This window comes from Pseudomonas sp. MCal1 (genome assembly GCF_026341415.1).
Classification (GTDB): Bacteria; Pseudomonadota; Gammaproteobacteria; order Pseudomonadales; family Pseudomonadaceae; genus Aquipseudomonas.
The window spans coordinates 50,427-68,537 of record NZ_JAKUMP010000013.1; the positions used below are offsets into that span (position 1 = coordinate 50,427).

Annotated in this window: 14 protein-coding genes; 6 read left to right on the top strand and 8 right to left on the bottom strand. The window is 60.2% G+C overall.

The window, feature by feature from the left end; genetic code table 11:
• Positions 1-67 precede the first annotated feature (67 nt).
• Together sulA and lexA are read right to left on the bottom strand one after the other, a co-directional pair.
• Positions 68-541 (bottom strand): SOS-induced cell division inhibitor SulA, encoded by a 474-nt coding sequence (gene sulA, locus MKZ87_RS21320; protein WP_085700507.1) that lies wholly within the window; start codon positions 539-541, stop codon positions 68-70.
• A gap of 10 nt (positions 542-551) precedes the next feature.
• Positions 552-1,160: a transcriptional repressor LexA gene (gene lexA / locus MKZ87_RS21325; protein ID WP_007953044.1), complete on the bottom strand. Its 609-nt coding sequence runs from the start codon at positions 1,158-1,160 to the stop codon at positions 552-554.
• Between the two features lie 230 nt (positions 1,161-1,390).
• Here lexA and MKZ87_RS21330 point away from each other — a divergent pair, with 230 nt between their 5' ends.
• From MKZ87_RS21330 to MKZ87_RS21340, 3 genes are all read left to right on the top strand, one after another.
• Positions 1,391-2,098 (top strand): TetR/AcrR family transcriptional regulator, encoded by a 708-nt coding sequence (locus MKZ87_RS21330; RefSeq protein WP_085686822.1) that lies wholly within the window; start codon positions 1,391-1,393, stop codon positions 2,096-2,098.
• A gap of 158 nt (positions 2,099-2,256) precedes the next feature.
• Positions 2,257-3,267: a beta-N-acetylhexosaminidase gene (gene nagZ / locus MKZ87_RS21335; protein WP_085704554.1), complete on the top strand. Its 1,011-nt coding sequence runs from the start codon at positions 2,257-2,259 to the stop codon at positions 3,265-3,267.
• A 13-nt stretch (positions 3,268-3,280) separates the two neighbouring features.
• Positions 3,281-4,018, top strand: coding sequence for an S-methyl-5'-thioinosine phosphorylase (locus MKZ87_RS21340; RefSeq protein ID WP_085704556.1), 738 nt, complete (start codon positions 3,281-3,283; stop codon positions 4,016-4,018).
• A gap of 114 nt (positions 4,019-4,132) precedes the next feature.
• On the opposite strand, the gene MKZ87_RS21345 is transcribed toward MKZ87_RS21340, so the two are convergent.
• The 3 genes from MKZ87_RS21345 to mfd are packed head-to-tail and all read right to left on the bottom strand — an operon-like array spanning position 4,133 to position 10,861.
• On the bottom strand, positions 4,133-6,823 hold the full coding sequence (locus MKZ87_RS21345; RefSeq protein WP_085704558.1) for a DEAD/DEAH box helicase: 2,691 nt from the start codon (positions 6,821-6,823) through the stop codon (positions 4,133-4,135).
• An 11-nt stretch (positions 6,824-6,834) separates the two neighbouring features.
• Positions 6,835-7,401 (bottom strand): CsiV family protein, encoded by a 567-nt coding sequence (locus tag MKZ87_RS21350; protein WP_085700503.1) that lies wholly within the window; start codon positions 7,399-7,401, stop codon positions 6,835-6,837.
• A gap of 10 nt (positions 7,402-7,411) precedes the next feature.
• Positions 7,412-10,861: a transcription-repair coupling factor gene (gene mfd, locus MKZ87_RS21355; protein ID WP_085700502.1), complete on the bottom strand. Its 3,450-nt coding sequence runs from the start codon at positions 10,859-10,861 to the stop codon at positions 7,412-7,414.
• 354 nt (positions 10,862-11,215) lie between these two features.
• Between mfd and MKZ87_RS21360 the strand changes: the two genes are divergently transcribed.
• The gene (locus tag MKZ87_RS21360) at positions 11,216-12,679 is read left to right on the top strand and encodes a glyceraldehyde-3-phosphate dehydrogenase (protein WP_085700501.1); all 1,464 of its coding nucleotides are present in this window, start codon (positions 11,216-11,218) and stop codon (positions 12,677-12,679) included.
• A gap of 65 nt (positions 12,680-12,744) precedes the next feature.
• Here the strand turns inward: MKZ87_RS21360 and MKZ87_RS21365 are convergent, their stop codons facing one another.
• Positions 12,745-14,037, bottom strand: coding sequence for an MFS transporter (locus MKZ87_RS21365; RefSeq protein WP_085704560.1), 1,293 nt, complete (start codon positions 14,035-14,037; stop codon positions 12,745-12,747).
• A 53-nt stretch (positions 14,038-14,090) separates the two neighbouring features.
• Here MKZ87_RS21365 and MKZ87_RS21370 point away from each other — a divergent pair, with 53 nt between their 5' ends.
• Complete coding sequence (locus MKZ87_RS21370; RefSeq protein WP_266201935.1) at positions 14,091-15,140, top strand: FAD:protein FMN transferase; 1,050 nt, start codon at positions 14,091-14,093, stop codon at positions 15,138-15,140.
• Positions 15,141-15,337: 197 nt separating this feature from the next.
• A complete protein-coding gene (sthA, locus tag MKZ87_RS21375; RefSeq protein ID WP_007953019.1) occupies positions 15,338-16,732 on the top strand; it encodes a Si-specific NAD(P)(+) transhydrogenase in 1,395 nt (464 codons plus the stop codon).
• 42 nt (positions 16,733-16,774) lie between these two features.
• Here sthA and MKZ87_RS21380 read toward each other — a convergent pair whose 3' ends face one another.
• On the bottom strand, positions 16,775-17,497 hold the full coding sequence (locus MKZ87_RS21380) for a glycerophosphodiester phosphodiesterase (RefSeq protein WP_085704562.1): 723 nt from the start codon (positions 17,495-17,497) through the stop codon (positions 16,775-16,777).
• Between the two features lie 13 nt (positions 17,498-17,510).
• Positions 17,511-18,092 carry a PilZ domain-containing protein gene (locus MKZ87_RS21385; protein ID WP_085704564.1) on the bottom strand — a complete coding sequence of 194 codons (582 nt, stop codon included), beginning with the start codon at positions 18,090-18,092 and terminating at the stop codon, positions 17,511-17,513.
• Positions 18,093-18,111 lie beyond the last annotated feature (19 nt).

Here is an 18,111-nt window from a genome sequence, read left to right on the forward strand (position 1 = left end):
TGCTACAGATCGGCTTCTCTATCCTTGGAGAAGCCCTACGCTTTACGTGGCGCGCGTTGTTGCTGAATCACCCCAAGCGAATATTCAGGCTTTGAGCGTCACCGGTGCGGGCGGCGCTGATCAACTGTTGCCGTGCGCCTGCGCTCAGTGGATTCAACCATGTGACGACCGTGTGGCTGCGACCCAGGCGTAATGCTTCACAGGCCAGTTGCTGAGCGCTTTGAGCGCCACGGGGTTGTAACAGCAGGATGCGTTCGCGATTCAATCCGGCATCCCGCAGCCAAGTCTGGGTCAGGCTGGCAGGCGGTGCAATCAGGGTCAGCCAGCGTGCGTCCTGATCGTCGCTCAGTTCGCGAAGAATCGGGGCCAGCAGGCTCAGGCAGTTCCCGGCCGCGCCGCGCAGTGAAAGCTCGCTGAAGGCTTCGGGTTCGGTATTCCACGGACGTTCGACGACATCCTTGAGGATGGGGGCGAGCGGTTGCCCCAGAAACGCTTCGAACAACGGCAGTTGTGTTTGCTGAGGTGCGTGTGGGAACTGCATAAAGCCTCCTTTAGCGGCGGATGACGCCGACACTCAAGCCTTCGATGACCAGTTCCTGGTCTTTCAGGTTGACTTCGATAGGGGCAAACTCGGGGTTTTCGGCAATCAGCCAGACTTTGCTGCCGTCACGCTTGAAGCGTTTGACGGTGACTTCGTCGCCGATCCGTGCAACCACGATCTGACCGTTGCGTGCCTCGCGGGTGGTGTGAACCGCCAGCAGGTCACCGTCGAAAATGCCGATGTCCTTCATGCTCATGCCATGGACGCGCAACAGATAGTCGGCGCGCGGATGAAAGAAGGCCGGATTGATGTTGCAGGATTCTTCGATGTGTTGCTGGGCAAGAATCGGCGCACCGGCAGCCACTCGGCCGATGATCGGCAGGGTGGATTCGTCGACCTTGGCTTCGAAGCCGGGAATGCGAATACCGCGAGAGGCGCCTGGTGTCATCTCGATCGCGCCTTTGCGGGCGAGCGCCTTGAGGTGCTCTTCTGCCGCGTTCGGCGATTTGAAACCCAGTTCCTGAGCGATTTCCGCGCGGGTCGGCGGGTAGCCGTTGTCTTCGAGGCAGCGTTTGATAAAGGCCAGAATCTCGGCTTGGCGTGGCGTCAGCTTAAGCATATTGATCGCTCTGTCTTTTTATACAGTGACTGGGATTATATACAGTGAAGCGGGCTTGGCAATGATCCTTTTTTGCCATGCCGCCGGACGGTCAGTGACGACGCTGATTAATGTGGCGTCCTTGTTGTGGTTAAATATCTGACCGACCATTCCCAAAACGAACTGGCAGGCTTGACAAGGCATAGGCTGAAACGTATGTTTCAAACAAGTGTTTGTCAGGCGGAGTAGCCATGGCCCAGTCGGAAACCGTTGAACGCATTCTTGATGCTGCAGAACAGCTGTTCGCGGAAAAAGGTTTCGCTGAAACCTCATTGCGTCTGATCACCAGCAAGGCAGGGGTCAACCTCGCTGCGGTGAACTATCACTTTGGGTCGAAGAAGGCGCTGATTCAGGCGGTTTTCTCGCGCTTCCTCGGTCCGTTCTGCATCAGCCTCGACAAAGAGCTGGAACGCCGCCAGGCCAAGCCAGAGAACAAGCCTTCGCTCGAAGAGCTGCTGGAAATCCTCGTCGAGCAAGCACTGGTGGTACAGCCACGCAGCGGCAACGATCTGTCGATTTTCATGCGTTTGCTGGGGCTTGCATTCAGTCAGAGTCAAGGCCACTTGCGTCGGTATCTGGAAGACATGTACGGAAAGGTTTTCCGTCGCTACATGTTGCTGGTAAACGAAGCTGCCCCGCGTATTCCTCCGATCGAACTGTTCTGGCGCGTGCACTTCATGCTCGGTGCCGCAGCATTCAGCATGTCGGGGATCAAGGCCTTGCGCGCGATTGCCGAGACCGATTTCGGTGTCAACACTTCCATCGAGCAGGTGATGCGTCTGATGGTGCCGTTCCTGGCAGCCGGCATGCGTGCCGAAACCGGCGTCACTGACACTGCAATGGCTACCGCGCAGTTGCGACCACGCAGCAAGTCTGCGCCGACACCTGCCAAGGTTTAACCGTCCATGGGTGGGCGCGGCAGCTGACATCCGCTAAGCTAGCCGCCCATGTCGACTCTCGTCCTGAACCCGTTTCTCATTGAAATCACCGATCCGCCGGGCCATGCCTCTGGCGGTGATTTTGTGGGAGACGGGTTTTTCGTTTTCAAGGAATTTCTATGACTGCTGGCCTGCAAGGCTCGTTGATGGTGGACGTCGCCGGTACCTGGCTGACGGCCGAAGATCGCCAATTGTTGCGCCAGCGCGAAGTGGGCGGCTTGATCATTTTCGCCCGCAATATCGAGCATCCGCGCCAGGTGCGCGAGCTGAGCGCGGCAATCCGTGCCATTCGTCCGGACTTGCTATTGGCGGTGGATCAGGAAGGCGGCCGCGTCCAGCGTCTGCGTCAGGGCTTCGTACGCCTGCCGGCCATGCGCGCCATCGCTGACAATCCAAATGCCGAATACCTGGCCGAGCAATGCGGCTGGATCATGGCTACTGAGGTTCTGGCGGTTGGCCTCGACTTGAGCTTCGCGCCGGTGCTGGATCTGGATTACCAGCGCAGTGCCGTCGTCGGTACCCGTTCATTCGAAGGCGATCCGGAGCGCGCCGCGCTGCTCGCCGGTGCGTTTATAAAAGGCATGAACAGCGCCGGCATGGCCGCCACCGGCAAGCATTTTCCCGGCCATGGCTGGGCGGAAGCCGATTCCCACGTCGCAATCCCCAACGACGAGCGTAGTCTTGAAGAGATCCGCGCCAACGACCTCGTGCCGTTCGCCAGGCTCAGCAAGCATTTGGCCGCCGTCATGCCGGCCCACGTTATTTATCCGCAAGTCGACGCACAGCCCGCCGGATTCTCCCGGCGCTGGTTGCAGGACATCCTGCGTGGCGAGTTGCAGTTCGACGGCGTGATCTTTAGCGATGATCTGTCGATGGCTGGCGCGCATGTGGTCGGCGATGCTGCCAGTCGTATCGAGGCGGCGCTGAGTGCCGGTTGCGACATGGGTCTGGTTTGCAATGACCGCGCGGCCGCCGAGCTGGCCCTTAGCGCCGCGCAGCGCATGAAGGTCAAGCCGTCGCCGCGTATCGCGCGCATGCGCGGTCAGGCGTTCGCCAGCACCGAATACCGTCAGGATCCGCGCTGGCTGACCGCTGTCGGCGCGCTCAAAGACGCTCAACTGATCGATTAAGGATTTTTTCGCTATGACGGTTTACGCAATCATCGGCGGCACTGGCCTGACCCAGCTGGAAGGCCTGAGCATTCGTCAGTCGCTGACGGTGGATACGCCTTATGGCGCGCCATCGGCCGAGGTTCAGATTGGTGAATACGCCGGCAAGGAAGTGCTGTTCCTCGCTCGCCACGGCCATCCGCATCGCTTTCCACCACACAAAGTCAATTACCGCGCCAACCTGTGGGCGTTGAAGCAGGCCGGGGCCGAGGCGATCATCGCGGTCAATGCCGTGGGCGGTATTCATCCTGCAATGGGCACCGGACATTTCTGCGTACCGCATCAGATCGTGGACTACACCAGTGGTCGTGAGCACACCTATTTCGCCGATGACCTGGAACATGTCACACACATCGACTTCAGCTTTCCCTACAGCGAACCGCTGCGTCAGCAACTGATTGCTGCATTGGCTGCCGAAGGTTGCGAGTACAGCGATCAAGGCGTTTACGCTTGCACTCAGGGCCCGCGTCTGGAAACCGTGGCCGAGATCGTACGACTGGAGCGTGACGGCTGCGACATCGTCGGCATGACCGGCATGCCGGAAGCGGCGCTGGCTCGCGAACTGGATCTGGATTACGCCTGCTTGTCGCTGGTGGTGAATCCGGCAGCGGGCAAGACCACTGAAGTGATTACCATGGCTGAAATCGAACAGGCGTTGCACGACGGCATGGGCAAGGTGAAGTCGACGTTGGCGCGGGTGCTCAAGGGCTGATTCGGGCTCAAAACCGAGTCGAGTCATTTGCGGGCAAGCCCGCTCCCACAGGTTGAGCGCTTTCTCTGTGGGAGCGGGCTTGCCTGCGAATCGATCTGAAAGCCGACATGGATCTCAGCGCTTGTCGAACTTGTCCGGCAACGGCGCAAACAGCGCCTCGATATCATCACTCTGCAACTTCCAGTCCCCGGCCTTGCGCCCGTCCAGCACGCCAGCCGCCAAGTCGGATTTTTCCCGCTGCAGATGCTGAATTTTCTCCTCGACCGTGCCTCGGGCAATCATCTTGTAGACGAAAACCGGTTTCTCCTGGCCAATGCGATACGCGCGGTCAGTTGCCTGATTCTCGGTCGCCGGGTTCCACCACGGATCGTAATGAATCACCGTGTCCGCTTCCGTCAGGTTCAGACCCACACCGCCAGCCTTCAGGCTGATGAGAAAGATCTGACGCTTGCCGCTCTGGAATTCCTTCACTGGTGTGCGCCGATCCCGGGTCTGTCCCGTCAGCAGCGCATAGGAGATATTGCGTTTTTTCAGCTCGTCCTCAATCAATGACAGCATCGAAGTGAACTGCGAAAACAGCAGAATCCGCCGGCCTTCCTCAAACAATTCCTCAAGCATCTCCATCAGGCTGTCGAGCTTGCCCGAGGTGCTGCCGCGAGCGGGCAGGGTGGCGTCGTTGACCAGGCGCAAATCGCAGCAGACCTGCCGGAGTTTGAGCAGTGCTTCCAGAATGATGATCTGACTGCGCGCCACGCCTTTGCGGGTGATCTCGTCGCGCACCTTCTTGTCCATGGCCAGACGCATGGTTTCGTACACGTCGCGCTGAGCCTCGTTGAGCTCGACCCAATGGATGATCTCGGTTTTTGGCGGCAACTCGGTCGCGACCTGTTCCTTGGTGCGGCGCAACAGGAACGGTTTGATCCGACCGTTGAGGTGCTGAAGTCTGACTTCGCTCGCGCGCTTTTCGATCGGCACGCGGTAATCGGCGTTGAAGCTTTTGACGTCGCCGAGCCAGCCAGGCAGCAGAAAGTGAAACAGCGACCACAGTTCGCCCAGGTGATTTTCCAGCGGCGTCCCGCTCAGGCACAGGCGCTGACGAGCGTTCAATTCTCGGGCTGCCTGCGCGGCTTTGCTGTTCGGGTTCTTGATGTACTGCGCTTCATCCAGCACCAGTACATGCAGCGGCTGTTGCGCCAGGCGTTCGACATCCTTGGGCAGCAATGCATAGGTCGTGAGGATCAGGTCGTATTCGGCCAGATGCTCGAAATGCTTTTTACGGCTGGCACCGTACAGGGCGACAACCTTGAGCTGCGGCGTGAAGTGCGCCGCTTCGTCCAGCCAGTTGGGAATCAGGCTGGTAGGCATCACCACCATGCACGGCCGATCCAGGCGCCCGGCGTTCTTCTCGCTGAGAATGTGCGCCAGAGTCTGTAGGGTTTTGCCCAGTCCCATGTCATCCGCGAGAATCCCGCCGACTTCCAGTTGCCGCAGCGACTGCATCCAGCTCAAGCCTTCGAGCTGATAAGGACGCAGTGTCGCATTCAGCCCCTTGGGTGGCTTGGCGCTGTAATCGCGGATGTCACGCAAGCGCTGGGCGAAGCTGCGAATCTGCTCGCCACCCTCCCACAGCAGCGGAATGCCTTCCAGCGAATTCAGGCGCGTGGCGTCGGCCTTGCTCAGGCGCAGGGTGGTTTCGCCCGGTTCCTGCAAATAGAACTCGCCAAGGGTCGCCAGCACCGGCTTAAGCCGGCCGAGGGACAGGGCGACTTGCAGCGGTCCATGCTCGCTGTTGCGTTGCGGGATGTTCACCAGAATCAGTTCATCGTCGCGACGGCGGGCGAGACGTTCCGGATTGAGGATTTCCGTATGCGAGCGCATCAGGTTGAGCAAGATCGGCAGCAGGCTCAGGCGCTCACCGTTGACGATGATTCCCAGCTCCAGATCGAACCAGTCCCGCTCCGGCGCCTGCTCGACGGTGGCGTACCAGTCGTCGACGGCGGTCAGGTCGAAGCCGAACTCATCGTCGACCAACAGCTCCCAGCCCTGGGTGCGCAGCTTCGGCAGATCATTGAGAGTGAACGTCAGCCAGGCGCTGTCGTTGACCATCTCATAAAGTTCGCCGGCGCTTTCCGGCAGAGCCTTGCTCTGCCGGGTGGCGATGCGAAAGCCGAGGATTCGCAGCTGCTCGCGGTAGCTTTGTTCAATGTCCGGATGGCGTTTCACCCGCAGGGTCTGGGCTTCCTGGCGAATCAGGATGTCGCTGTTCTTCTGGCCGCTGACGTATTCGTCGAGGTAACTGAAGGACAGCGCTGCGCGATGCTGGATGTAGCGCTGCATCTTGCCGTTGCGTGGTTCGAACGCGCTGAACTCGACACTCGCCAGCCACAGGCGTGGCACCGGTTGCACGTTATCCACCAGCACTTGCGGCGGTGCCTTCGGGCTGCGGTTTTCCAGCACGGCCTGGAGTTTTTCCAGCAGTTCGGCGTCTTTGGCGGCGGCGGGGTATTCGAGGGTTTCCTGCACTTGCAGCAACACCGCCGCGCAATGTTTGCAGTTGCTGTGTACCGGGCAGGTGCAGGTCGCGTCGACCATCAGCAGGGTGCCTTTGGCCGACTCACGCAGGTGAATCGTCTGACGGTAGACGTTACCGCCAGAGCCTTCGCAACTGGCGGTGATGGTCGCGTCGCCGACCTGCACGAATCGCACCCGGTTTTCCAGCGCGTAGCGGCGGCCACGCTCCAGGCTCTGTTCCTTGAATCGGCTGACCCAGGAGGAGGCCAGCGGTTTACTCAGGGGCGGGGGCATAAGGACTTCGATCAGTCCGGAACGACTTCAGGCGCTTCCCGAGGCGCGGGTGCCGTCAGTGAAGTGATCTTGATCAGCAGGGCCAGGTGGCCGTTGTCGAGGTAGTTGAGTTGGCCGTTCTTGGTGTGGCTGTTCTGTTTCAGGCGCTCGCTGGCGGTGACCATGCCGTTGGCGTCGATCTGGTTGACCCAGAAGTCGGCGTTCACGTCGGTAAAGCGCCCGAGCTTCATTTCTATGGTGCCTTCGATAGGGAATTGGCCGAACTGCTCCTGACCTTCGCTGACTGCGACCTTGGCTGGAGTCTCGCCCAGCGTCTGCTGCCAGGCTTTGTGCATCAGCACGCTGTACTCGCCGCTGGCGTTGAGTTTGCTCACAACATCGTTCAATGCCGGGGTGCGTTTGCTGTCATCGCCTAAGCGTTGGGCGCCGGCTGCCCAGTCTTCCGGTGCGGCGCGGCTGACTATCGCCGGCACGGCGTTCTGACGTACCAGAATCATTTCGACCTGATACAGGTCATCGGCAAACGCCGTCGGTGCTACAAGTGTCAGTAGCAAGGTCAATGAGCGAAACAGGCGCATGCGGCGTCCTTCAAGCAGTTTTCGGGATGAGGCGCTCGAACAGCGCCTCCACAGTATTAAAGCGCTCTTCCGGGCGCTCCATCGGCACCTGGAACTTGAACACGGTGGCGCCTTCGAATTTGTAGCGTTTTGGCTGGCTCTGGATCAGTTTGATCAGGGTCATCGGGTCGACCGGCGTCTGCGCCGCGAACTCGATGCGCCCACCTTGCGGGCCGCCATCGACTTTCTTGATGCCCAGCTGCTCGGCCTGCAATTTCAGCGCCGTGATGCGCATCAGATTCTTGGTCGGCTCCGGCAGCAGACCGAAGCGATCGATCATCTCGACTTGCAGATCCTTCAGGCCTTCCTCGTCGGTGGCCGAAGCGATGCGCTTGTACAGGATCAGGCGCGCGTGAACATCCGGCAGATAATCTTCCGGAATCAGCGCCGGCACCCGCAGGTTGACCTCCGGGCCGCCGCCGAGCGGTTGATCGAGGTTCGGCTGCTCGCCCTTGCGGATCGACTTCACTGCGCGCTCAAGCATTTCCATGTACAGCGTGAAGCCGACAGCCTGAATCTGCCCGCTCTGACCGTCGCCCAGCAATTCGCCGGCGCCACGGATTTCCAGATCGTTGGTGGCCAGCACGAAGCCGGCACCCAGATCCTGAGTATTGGCAATCGCCTCCAGACGTTTTTCCGCATCACCGGTAATTTGCTGGCGTGGCGGGGTCAGCAGGTAGGCGTAAGCCTGGTGGTGACTACGACCAACACGACCGCGCAACTGGTGCAACTGCGCCAGGCCGAACTTGTCGGCACGCTCGATGATGATGGTGTTGGCGCTCGGCACGTCGATGCCGGTCTCGATGATGGTCGAGGCGATCAGCACGTTGAAGCGCTTGTGGTAGAAGTCGCTCATCACCTGTTCGAGTTCGCGTTCGCGCATCTGCCCGTGGCCGATGCCGATCCGCGCTTCCGGCACCAGTTCGGCGAGTTCGGCGGCGCACTTCTCGATGGTCTTCACGTCGTTGTGCAGGTAGTAAACCTGGCCGCCACGTAGCAGCTCACGCAGCAAAGCCTCTTTGACTGTGCTCTTGTTCTGCTCCATGACGAACGTGCGCACCGACAGGCGTCGCGCCGGCGGCGTGGCGATGATCGACAGGTCGCGCATACCCGACACTGCCATGTTCAGCGTGCGCGGAATCGGCGTGGCCGTCAGCGTAAGAATGTCGACTTCGCTGCGCAGGGCCTTGAGCTGTTCCTTCTGACGGACACCGAAGCGGTGCTCTTCGTCGATGATCACCAGCCCGAGGTTTTTGATTTTGACGTCGTCCTGCAGCAACTTGTGGGTGCCGATGACGATGTCGATATTGCCTTCGGCCAGCTCGGCCACCGCAGCGTTCACTTCCTTGGCCGACTTGAAGCGGCTCATCACTTCCACGGTCACCGGCCAGTCGGCGAAGCGGTCGCGGAAGCTGTTGTAATGCTGCTGGGCGAGCAGGGTGGTCGGTACCAGGATCGCCACTTGTTTGCCGCCGTGTACAGCGATGAACGCGGCGCGCATGGCCACTTCGGTCTTGCCGAAACCGACGTCGCCGCAGACCAGGCGATCCATCGGTTTCGGCGCAAGCATGTCTTCACGCACGGCTTCGATGGTGGATTGCTGGTCCGGAGTCTCCTCGAACGGGAAGCCGGCGCTGAAAGTCGCGTAATCGGCCTTCGGGTCGGCAAAGGCATAACCTTCGCGGGCGGCGCGGCGGGCATAGATGTCAAGCAATTCGGCAGCGACGTCACGCACTTGCTCGGCGGCCTTGCGCTTGGCTTTCTGCCAGGTCTCGGAGCCGAGGCGGTGCAGCGGGGCCAGCGCATCGTCGCTACCGGTGTAACGGGCGATCAGATGCAGGTTGGCCACCGGCACATAGAGCTTGGCGTTCTCGGCGTATTCGAGGGTCAGGAATTCGGCAGCCTGATTGTCGATTTCCAGAATCGTCAGGCCGAGATAGCGACCGACACCGTGGTCGATGTGCACCACCGGCGCGCCTTCGCGCAGCTCGGTGAGGTTCTTGATCACCGCATCGTTGTTGGCGTCGGCGCGTTTTTCGCGGCGACGACGCTGCATCACCCGTTGGCCGAACAGCGGGCTTTCCGCGACCAGTGCCAACGCCGGGTCATCCAGCATCAAGCCTTCGTCGAGCGGGGCGATGGTGATCGCCAGGCGATCCTTGCTTGCAACGAAGTCCGGCCAGCTGTCGACGGTTTTCGGGCGCAGCTTCAGGCGATCCAGCAACTCCAGCAACACTTCGCGACGGCCTGCGGATTCGGCGGTAAACAGCACGCGCCCCGGGAATTCGTCGAGGAATGCCGAAAGCGCGGCCAAAGGTTGCGTGGCCTTGGCTTCGATCGCCAGATTCGGCAATGCCTGCGCCGGGAAGCGCTCCCGGCCGGCACCGGTTTCCACATCCTGCTGACTGGCGACCACGCGCGGCCAGTTCTTCAGGCGGGCGAAACAGTCTTCCACCGGCAGGAAAAGTTCGGCCGGCGGCAATAAAGGACGCGATGGGTCGACGCGGCGCTCTTCATAACGATTGCGTACGTCGTTCCAGAAATTTTCCGCCGCTTGCTCGATGCCTGGCAGCGAGAACACTTGAGTGTCCTGCGGCAAGTAATCGAACAGGGTCGAGGTTTCTTCGAAGAACAGCGGCAGGTAGTACTCGATGCCGGCCGGCGTGATGCCGCTGCTCAGGTCCTGAAAGATCGGGCAGCGACGGAAGTCGACGTCGAAACGCTCGCGAAAGCGTGCCTTGAAGCGAGTGACCGCTTCTTTCTGCAGCGGGAATTCCTTGGCCGGCAGCAGCTTGACCGAATCGACCTTGTCGATGGAACGCTGGGTTTCCGGATCGAAGGTGCGCAGGGTTTCGATTTCATCGTCGAACAGATCGATGCGATACGGCAGTTTGCTGCCCATCGGGAACAGGTCGATCAACGCGCCACGCACCGTGAACTCGCCGTGTTCGTAAACTGTGTCGACGTAGCGATAGCCGCTGGCTTCCAGGCGCGAGCGCATTTGCTCGACATCGAGCTTCTGCCCGACATCCAGCACCAGACTGCTGCCGAGCAGGAATTTGGTCGGCGCCAGACGATGCAGGGCGGTGGTGATCGGCACCACCAGCACGCCATGTTCCAGTTCAGGCAGTCTATAAAGGCTGGCAATGCGCTGGGAGATGATGTCCTGGTGTGGCGAGAACAGGTCGTAGGGCAGGGTTTCCCAGTCCGGGAAATGCAGCACTGGCAAATCCGGGGCGAAGAAGCTCAGCTCCTGTTCCAGCCGTTCGGCACTCTGGCTGTCGGCGGTCAAAAGCAGCGTGAAGCGCTTGGCAGCGCTGGCAGCCTCGGCAATTGCCAGGCTCAGGGCGGCACCGGGGAGGTTGCCCCAGTGCTGTTTACCTGCCGCGGCAGGGAGAAGCGGTAGACGCAGAACAGGCACGGAAGGTTGAGCTCCAGGCGTTGCGACAAAGTCGGTAATTGTAGCGGCGTCCGGTGCCGCCTGTCAGTTGCAGGATGCGTCTATCTGCGCTGTTTGGGAAAAATGTAGTGGTAACCATAAAAACCAGCGCTTTTTTTACGGTTATGTAGTGCCAAAAGTCGGAGGTGTTACGGAGGGTTACAGACATCGTCTAACAGTCGTCGAAAAACTGACTGCGCTGGAAGCCCCGGTTTTACTGGGCTGGCGCAGAGCGTTATTTTTTTGGACGGGATTTTGTTACCGATTGCGCGACAGGCGCGCATTGCTACGAGAGGTTCTCGGCGGCATAATGTAGCCCCTTTTTTCTGCCCCTACATGTGGAAGGTTACCGTGACTCAGAAGCCCGACCAGTGTCTTGGTGAATGGATCGACCGTGAAGCACTCGCAGAAGCGATGATTCCGCTTATCGGTCAGCTCTACCGCAACAACAACGTGGTGAGCTCGATCTATGGCCGCAGCCTGATCAACCAGTCTGTCATCGCGATTCTCAAAGCCCACCGCTTTGCTCGCCACCGCTCTTCCGACGACAGCGAACTCTCCGTCCACGAAACATTCCCTCTTCTCAAGGCCATGAGCGAGCTGAAGCTCGGCGCGGCTTCGGTGGATATGGGCAAGTTGGCGTTCAAGTTCCGCGCTGAAGGCAATGGCCGCACCGCTGAACAATTCGTTCGCGAAGAACTGGCCGATGTCGTTGGTCAGCAGAACGCTTCGGCGCGTAAAGGCACTGACGTCGTGCTGTACGGCTTCGGTCGTATCGGCCGTCTGCTGGCGCGCATCCTGATCGAAAAAACCGGTGGTGGCGACGGCTTGCGTCTGCGCGCCATCGTGGTACGCAAGGGCTCTGAAAACGACCTGGTCAAGCGTGCCAGCCTGCTGCGTCGTGATTCGGTTCACGGACCGTTCGATGGCACCATCACCATCGACGAAGAAAACAACACCATTACCGCCAACGGCAACCTGATTCAGGTGATCTACGCCAAGAGCCCGAGCGAAGTCGACTATACCCAGTACGGCATCGAAAACGCTCTGGTCGTGGACAACACGGGTGTATGGCGTGATGCCGACGGTCTGGGACAGCACCTGGCCTGCCCGGGCGCTGCCCGCGTGATTCTCACCGCTCCGGGTAAAGGCGCGTTGAAGAACATCGTTCACGGCATCAACCATGGCGACATCACGCCTGACGACAAGATCATCTCGGCGGCGTCCTGCACCACCAACGCCATCGTGCCGGTGCTCAAGGCTGTCAACGACCAGTACGGCATCGTCAACGGCCACGTTGAAACCGTTCACTCGTTCACCAACGACCAGAACCTGATCGACAACTTCCACAAGGGCAGCCGTCGTGGCCGCGCCGCGCCGCTGAACATGGTAATCACCGAGACCGGTGCTGCCACTGCAGCTGCCAAGGCGTTGCCAGTGCTCAAGGGCAAGCTGACCGGTAACGCGATTCGCGTTCCTACGCCAAACGTGTCGATGGCCATTCTGAATCTGAACCTGGAAAAGGCCACCACTCGCGAAGAAATCAACGAGTACCTGCGCCAGATGGCCATGCACTCGGATTTGCACAAGCAGATCGACTACGTCAGCTCGCAGGAAGTGGTTTCCACTGACTTCGTGGGCTCGCGTCACGCTGGTGTCGTGGATGCCGAGGCAACCATTACCCAGGACAACCGCGTTGTTCTGTATGTCTGGTACGACAACGAGTTCGGTTACAGCTGCCAGGTGGTTCGCGTGATGGAAGACATGGCCGGTGTAAATCCGCCAGCGTTCCCGCGCTAAGCCTTAGCCGCAAATGAAAACGCCCCGACTCTGGTCGGGGCGTTTTTGTTTGTGCGCGATTTGCCTTAGCGGGGGATAGCGGCTTGTGCCGTGCGCAATTCGTGCTTGTTGCCACGGAACAGCACCAGTGTGGCGATCAGGCCCAGTACCGCTGCACCACTGAGCCAGATCCCCGGTGCCGCCTTGTTGTCCAGCACATGGATCAGATAAGTGCAGGCCGCCGGCGTAAAACCACCAAAGGTTGCGGTGGCCAGGCTGTAGGCCAGCGAGAAACCGGTCGTGCGAACTTCTACCGGCATGATCTCGGTGAGCGCCACCACCATTGCCCCGTTGTATGAGCCGTACAGAAACGACAGCCACAATTCGACAACCAGGAGATGGCTGAAGCTCGGGTTCGCTACCAGCCACGACAACGCCGGATAAGCGGTCAGGATCGCCAGAATCGTCGCCGCCAACAGTAGGGGTTTGCGCCCCACCTTGTCAGACACTGCGCCCATCACCGGCAGCCAGAAGAAGTTCGACAGACCGATGCACACGGTCACCAGCAACGCATCGAAGTCAGACAGGTGCAATTCCGCCTTGCCGAACGTCGGCGTGTACGCCGTGATCAGGTAGAACGACACCGTCGTCATGACCACCAGCGCCATGCCGGCGATGACGATGCCAAAGTTCTGACCGATCGAACGGACGATTTCCTGCAGGGTAGGGCGATGTTTGCGCGCCTGGAACTCCGGGGTTTCCTCCAGCGAGCGACGGATGACGAAAATCACCGGGACGATCATGCAGCCGATCAGGAACGGCACGCGCCAGCCCCATTCGCCCATCTGTTCCGGGCTCAGCCAGTGGTTGAGGCCTACACCGAGCAGGCCGGCGAACACCACGGCGGCTTGCTGACTGGCGGACTGCCAGCTGACAAAAAAGCCCTTGCGGCCCGGCGTGGCGATTTCCGCCAGGTACACCGACACGCCACCTAATTCGACGCCAGCCGAGAAGCCTTGCAGCAAGCGGCCGAACAGCACGATCAGCGGCGCGGCCACCCCAAGGGTGGCGTAGCCCGGCACGCAGGCAATCAGTACGGTGCCGGCCGCCATCAGGGCCAACGTGATGATCAAGCCCTGGCGCCGGCCATGCCGGTCGATGTAGGCGCCGAGAAAAATCGCCCCCAGCGGGCGCATCAGAAAGCCCGCGCCGAACGTGGCCAGAGAAAGCATCAAGGAGGCGAAAGCGCTGTCCGTGGGGAAGAAGGTCTTGGCAATGGCCGTGGCATAGAAGCCGTAGACCATGAAGTCGAACATCTCGAGAAAGTTGCCGCTGACAACGCGAAAAATCGCCTTGCCTTTGCCGGTCGTGGAAGACATGGGTAGGTACTCGCTCTAAATCTTGTAAGAAAGCGTTGCGCTCGTAGCCCATAATGGCCGGCGCGGTTTTGCGGGGAGATGAAGAATTGTTAACTGGACGGTGGGGGATTCTCGTGCTGCTGGCCGGGGTTTTATCCGGCTGCGGCAACGGCGATTCCCTCGAGACTTTTGGTGGCCCGACGATGGGCAGCACTTACTCGATCAAGTACGTGCGCCACGCCAATCTGCCTGCCCCGCAGGAAGTGCGTGTCGAAGTGGAAAAAATCCTCGCGGATGTCGACCGGCAGATGTCGACTTATCGCGCGGACTCCGACATCTCGCGCTTCAATGAGTTGCCGGCTGATCGCTGTCAGCTCATGCCCGCGCCGATCCTGGAAATGGTCCGCATGGGCGAACAGCTGTCGCAGCAAAGCGAAGGCTCCTACGACCTCACGGTTGAGCCGCTGATGAATCTATGGGGTTTCGGCCCGCAGGGGCGCGAAGAAAAAGTCCCGGACGCGGCGGCACTGGCCGAGGTTCGCCAGCGGGTCGGTCATCAACATCTACGTATCGACGGCGATCGGTTGTGCAAGGACGCGGCGGTCGAGGTGGATTTCAACAGCATCGCCGCCGGTTACGCGGTCGATGCCATTGTTGCGCGACTCGAAGCCCTGGGCATCCATGACTATCTCGCGCAAGCCACCGGCGAGCTCAAGGCGTCCGGCAAGAAACCCGACGGTTCGCCATGGCGTATCGCCCTGGAAGAACCGCGAGATGATCAGCAGGTGGCAGAGCGCGTCATCAACATCGATGGCTATGGCTTCTCCACCTCCGGCGACTATCGCAACTATTTTCAGCAGGATGGCCGGCGCTATTCCCACACCTTCGATGCCCGGACCGGTGCGCCGGTCCTGCACGATCTGGCGTCGGTCACGGTCATTCATCCTTCAACGCTGATGGCCGATGGACTATCAACGCTGTTGCTGATTCTCGGGCCTGAAAGGGCCTGGGACTATGCCGAAAAACACGACATTGGTGCATTCTTTGTGATTCGTGCCGATACAGGTTTCGTCACACGCACCAGTCACGCTTTCGAACGGCTCAGTGACGCAAAAGTTGACTGAGAACAGTACGAAAGCTGGCGTTGTAGTGCAGGCAAAAGTAGCCTACGACGCGACCAAGGGTTAATGTGCGCGGCGTTGACGCTTCTATAGACTGTGTCCGGGTTTTCTACTGGCCCCCAATTGTTCCTTCGCGCCGTCGTTCGGCGTGATTTAGCCGCCGGTGCTGCTGGCACCGCGGCCTGTTCTGAGGAGTACGCATGGCTGTCTACAACTACGACGTGGTGGTGCTGGGTTCCGGCCCGGCGGGAGAAGGCGCGGCAATGAACGCCGCCAAAGCAGGGCGCAAGGTGGCGATGGTCGACAGCCGTCGCCAGGTCGGCGGCAACTGCACCCACCTGGGCACCATCCCGTCCAAGGCACTGCGTCACTCGGTGCGGCAGATCATGCAGTTCAACACCAACCCGATGTTCCGTGCGATCGGCGAGCCGCGCTGGTTCTCCTTCCCGGATGTGTTGAAAAGCGCCGAGAAAGTTATCTCCAAGCAAGTCGCTTCGCGTACCGGCTACTACGCCCGTAACCGCGTCGACGTGTTCTTCGGTACCGGCAGCTTCGCCGACGAGCAAACCATCGAAGTGGTCTGCGCCAACGGCGTGGTCGAGAAACTGGTGGCCAAGCACATCATCATCGCCACCGGTTCGCGTCCTTATCGCCCGGCGGACATCGATTTCCACCACCCGCGTATCTACGATAGCGACACCATCCTCAGCCTCGGCCACACCCCGCGCAAACTGATCGTTTACGGCGCCGGCGTGATCGGTTGCGAATACGCTTCGATCTTCAGCGGTCTGGGCGTGCTGGTCGAGCTGGTGGACAACCGCGGTCAGTTGCTGAGCTTCCTCGACTCGGAAATCTCCCAGGCGTTGAGCTACCACTTCAGCAACAACAACATCACCGTGCGTCACAACGAAGAGTATGACCGCGTCGAAGGCGTGGACAACGGCGTGATCCTGCACCTGAAGTCCGGCAAGAAGATCAAGGCCGACGCCTTGCTCTGGTGTAACGGCCGTACCGGTAATACCGACCAGTTGGGTCTGGAAAACATCGGGGTCAAGGTCAACAGCCGTGGCCAGATCGAAGTCGACGAGAACTACCGCACCTGTGTGCAGAACATCTATGGCGCCGGTGACGTGATCGGCTGGCCGAGCCTGGCCAGTGCCGCCCACGACCAGGGCCGTTCGGCCGCTGGCAGCATCGTTGACAATGGCAGCTGGCGTTTCGTGAATGACGTGCCGACCGGCATCTACACCATTCCGGAGATCAGCTCGATCGGCAAGAACGAGCAGGAACTGACCCAGGCCAAAGTGCCGTACGAAGTGGGCAAGGCGTTCTTCAAGAGCATGGCGCGTGCACAGATCGCCGGCGAGCCGCAGGGCATGCTGAAGATCCTGTTCCACCGTGAAACCCTGGAAGTGCTGGGCGTTCACTGCTTCGGTTATCAGGCGTCGGAGATCGTGCACATCGGTCAGGCGATCATGAACCAGCCGGGCGAGCTGAATACCCTGAAGTACTTCGTCAACACGACGTTCAACTACCCGACCATGGCCGAAGCCTATCGGGTAGCGGCGTACGACGGCCTCAACCGGCTTTTTTGACGGGCTCCGGCCGGTGGCCTGAGCCGGCCGGGGAGACCGATTTCAGCAATTCCCGAGGGTGGCAGTGGCCAAACCGGGAAAGTCTGTAATCAGGCTGTCAACGCCGAAGTCGGCGAGTCTGCGCATCAGCGCAGGCTCGTTGACGGTCCACACCGACACATGCAGCCCTTGACGTTGCGCCTTTTGCAGGCGTTCCGGCGTACACAGCGTCCAGTTCAAGGCCAGAATCTCGCAGCCGTAGTTTGCGGCGACCTTCAACGGGTCGAGCCAGGCATATTCCGCCACCAGGCCCCGTGACACGTCCGGTACCAGATCCAGCGCCGCCTTCAACACTTCCCGAGAGCTCGAGGTGATCGTCACCTTGTCGAGCAGTCCGTGCCTGACCGCCATTTCACGAATGGCCAGAACGGTGGTGGCTGCGCGGGTGCGTGAAGCGCTTTTGACTTCGAGCTGCCAGTGATCGAAATCACATTTCTCGAACAATTCTTCCAGGGTCGGAATCGGGCACGGCTTGATCCAGCCGGGGCCGCCCTTGCGGGCGTCGTAGGTCACCAGGTCGGCGGCAGTGTGCTCGACCACCTTGCCGCGCCGGTCGGTGGTGCGCTTTAGGGTCGGGTCGTGGATGACCATCAGCTCGCCGTCCTTGGACAGGTGCAGATCCAGTTCGCAACGGCGTACGCCGTGCTTTAGACATTCCTGAAAACTGGTCAGGGTGTTTTCCGGTGCTTCGCCCTTGGCGCCGCGGTGGCCGTAGATGAGGGTCACGGTTCTTCCTTAATTAAATGCCTGATTCATTTTGTTCGCGGGCCAGACGTCGTTCCTGGGCCTGCTTCTGCAAGATATAGCGGGCAAGCAACTGGCGCTGGGCGTCGGTCAGGTGCTCGAACTCGGTACCGACGTCGTAGCCGTCGCCCTTGCGGTCGCAATGGGTGACGCGGGCGCGCAGCAACAGGCCAAGCGCCTGGGGCATCAGCACCAGTTTCACCGACAGGTGGGCGCCGGTGGCGATCGGGGTCGGGTGCTGAAAGTCGACCCCGCCCTCGGAGATGATCACCGGTTGCGGCTCGCCGATATGGCCGAGCACAGTCAGGGCGACCACCTGGCTGAGCAGGTCGATGCGTTTGTTCTGGGATTTCAGGAACGCCGAGATGGCACGGTCGCGTTCACTGATCTGGCGCAGCAGGTGCTGCGACTCGAATTCGCTCAGGTGCAGTTCGCTGAGCAGGTTGAACAATGGGGAAGCATCCTGCAACACTTCCTGGCCTGCAGCTTCGGGAGCGGACAGGGGCCGAATTTCCAGTGCGATCATGTCCTCGATACGGTAGTATTCGCGGCGATCTTCTTCATCTAATGTCGACATGGCGAACCCATGGTAGCGG

Bases quoted from the DNA above. Each gene is read 5' to 3' on its own strand.
- MKZ87_RS21340 (WP_085704556.1), top strand. From the start codon at position 3,281: ATGACGGTTTACGCAATCATCGGCGGCACTGGCCTGACCCAGCTGGAA.
- MKZ87_RS21345 (WP_085704558.1), bottom strand. From the start codon at position 6,823: ATGCCCCCGCCCCTGAGTAAACCGCTGGCCTCCTCCTGGGTCAGCCGA.
- MKZ87_RS21370 (WP_266201935.1), top strand. From the start codon at position 14,091: ATGGCCGGCGCGGTTTTGCGGGGAGATGAAGAATTGTTAACTGGACGG.
- MKZ87_RS21385 (WP_085704564.1), bottom strand. From the start codon at position 18,092: ATGTCGACATTAGATGAAGAAGATCGCCGCGAATACTACCGTATCGAG.
- sulA (WP_085700507.1), bottom strand. From the start codon at position 541: ATGCAGTTCCCACACGCACCTCAGCAAACACAACTGCCGTTGTTCGAA.
- MKZ87_RS21330 (WP_085686822.1), top strand. From the start codon at position 1,391: ATGGCCCAGTCGGAAACCGTTGAACGCATTCTTGATGCTGCAGAACAG.
- nagZ (WP_085704554.1), top strand. From the start codon at position 2,257: ATGACTGCTGGCCTGCAAGGCTCGTTGATGGTGGACGTCGCCGGTACC.
- MKZ87_RS21365 (WP_085704560.1), bottom strand. From the start codon at position 14,037: ATGTCTTCCACGACCGGCAAAGGCAAGGCGATTTTTCGCGTTGTCAGC.
- MKZ87_RS21350 (WP_085700503.1), bottom strand. From the start codon at position 7,401: ATGCGCCTGTTTCGCTCATTGACCTTGCTACTGACACTTGTAGCACCG.
- lexA (WP_007953044.1), bottom strand. From the start codon at position 1,160: ATGCTTAAGCTGACGCCACGCCAAGCCGAGATTCTGGCCTTTATCAAA.
- MKZ87_RS21360 (WP_085700501.1), top strand. From the start codon at position 11,216: ATGTGGAAGGTTACCGTGACTCAGAAGCCCGACCAGTGTCTTGGTGAA.
- sthA (WP_007953019.1), top strand. From the start codon at position 15,338: ATGGCTGTCTACAACTACGACGTGGTGGTGCTGGGTTCCGGCCCGGCG.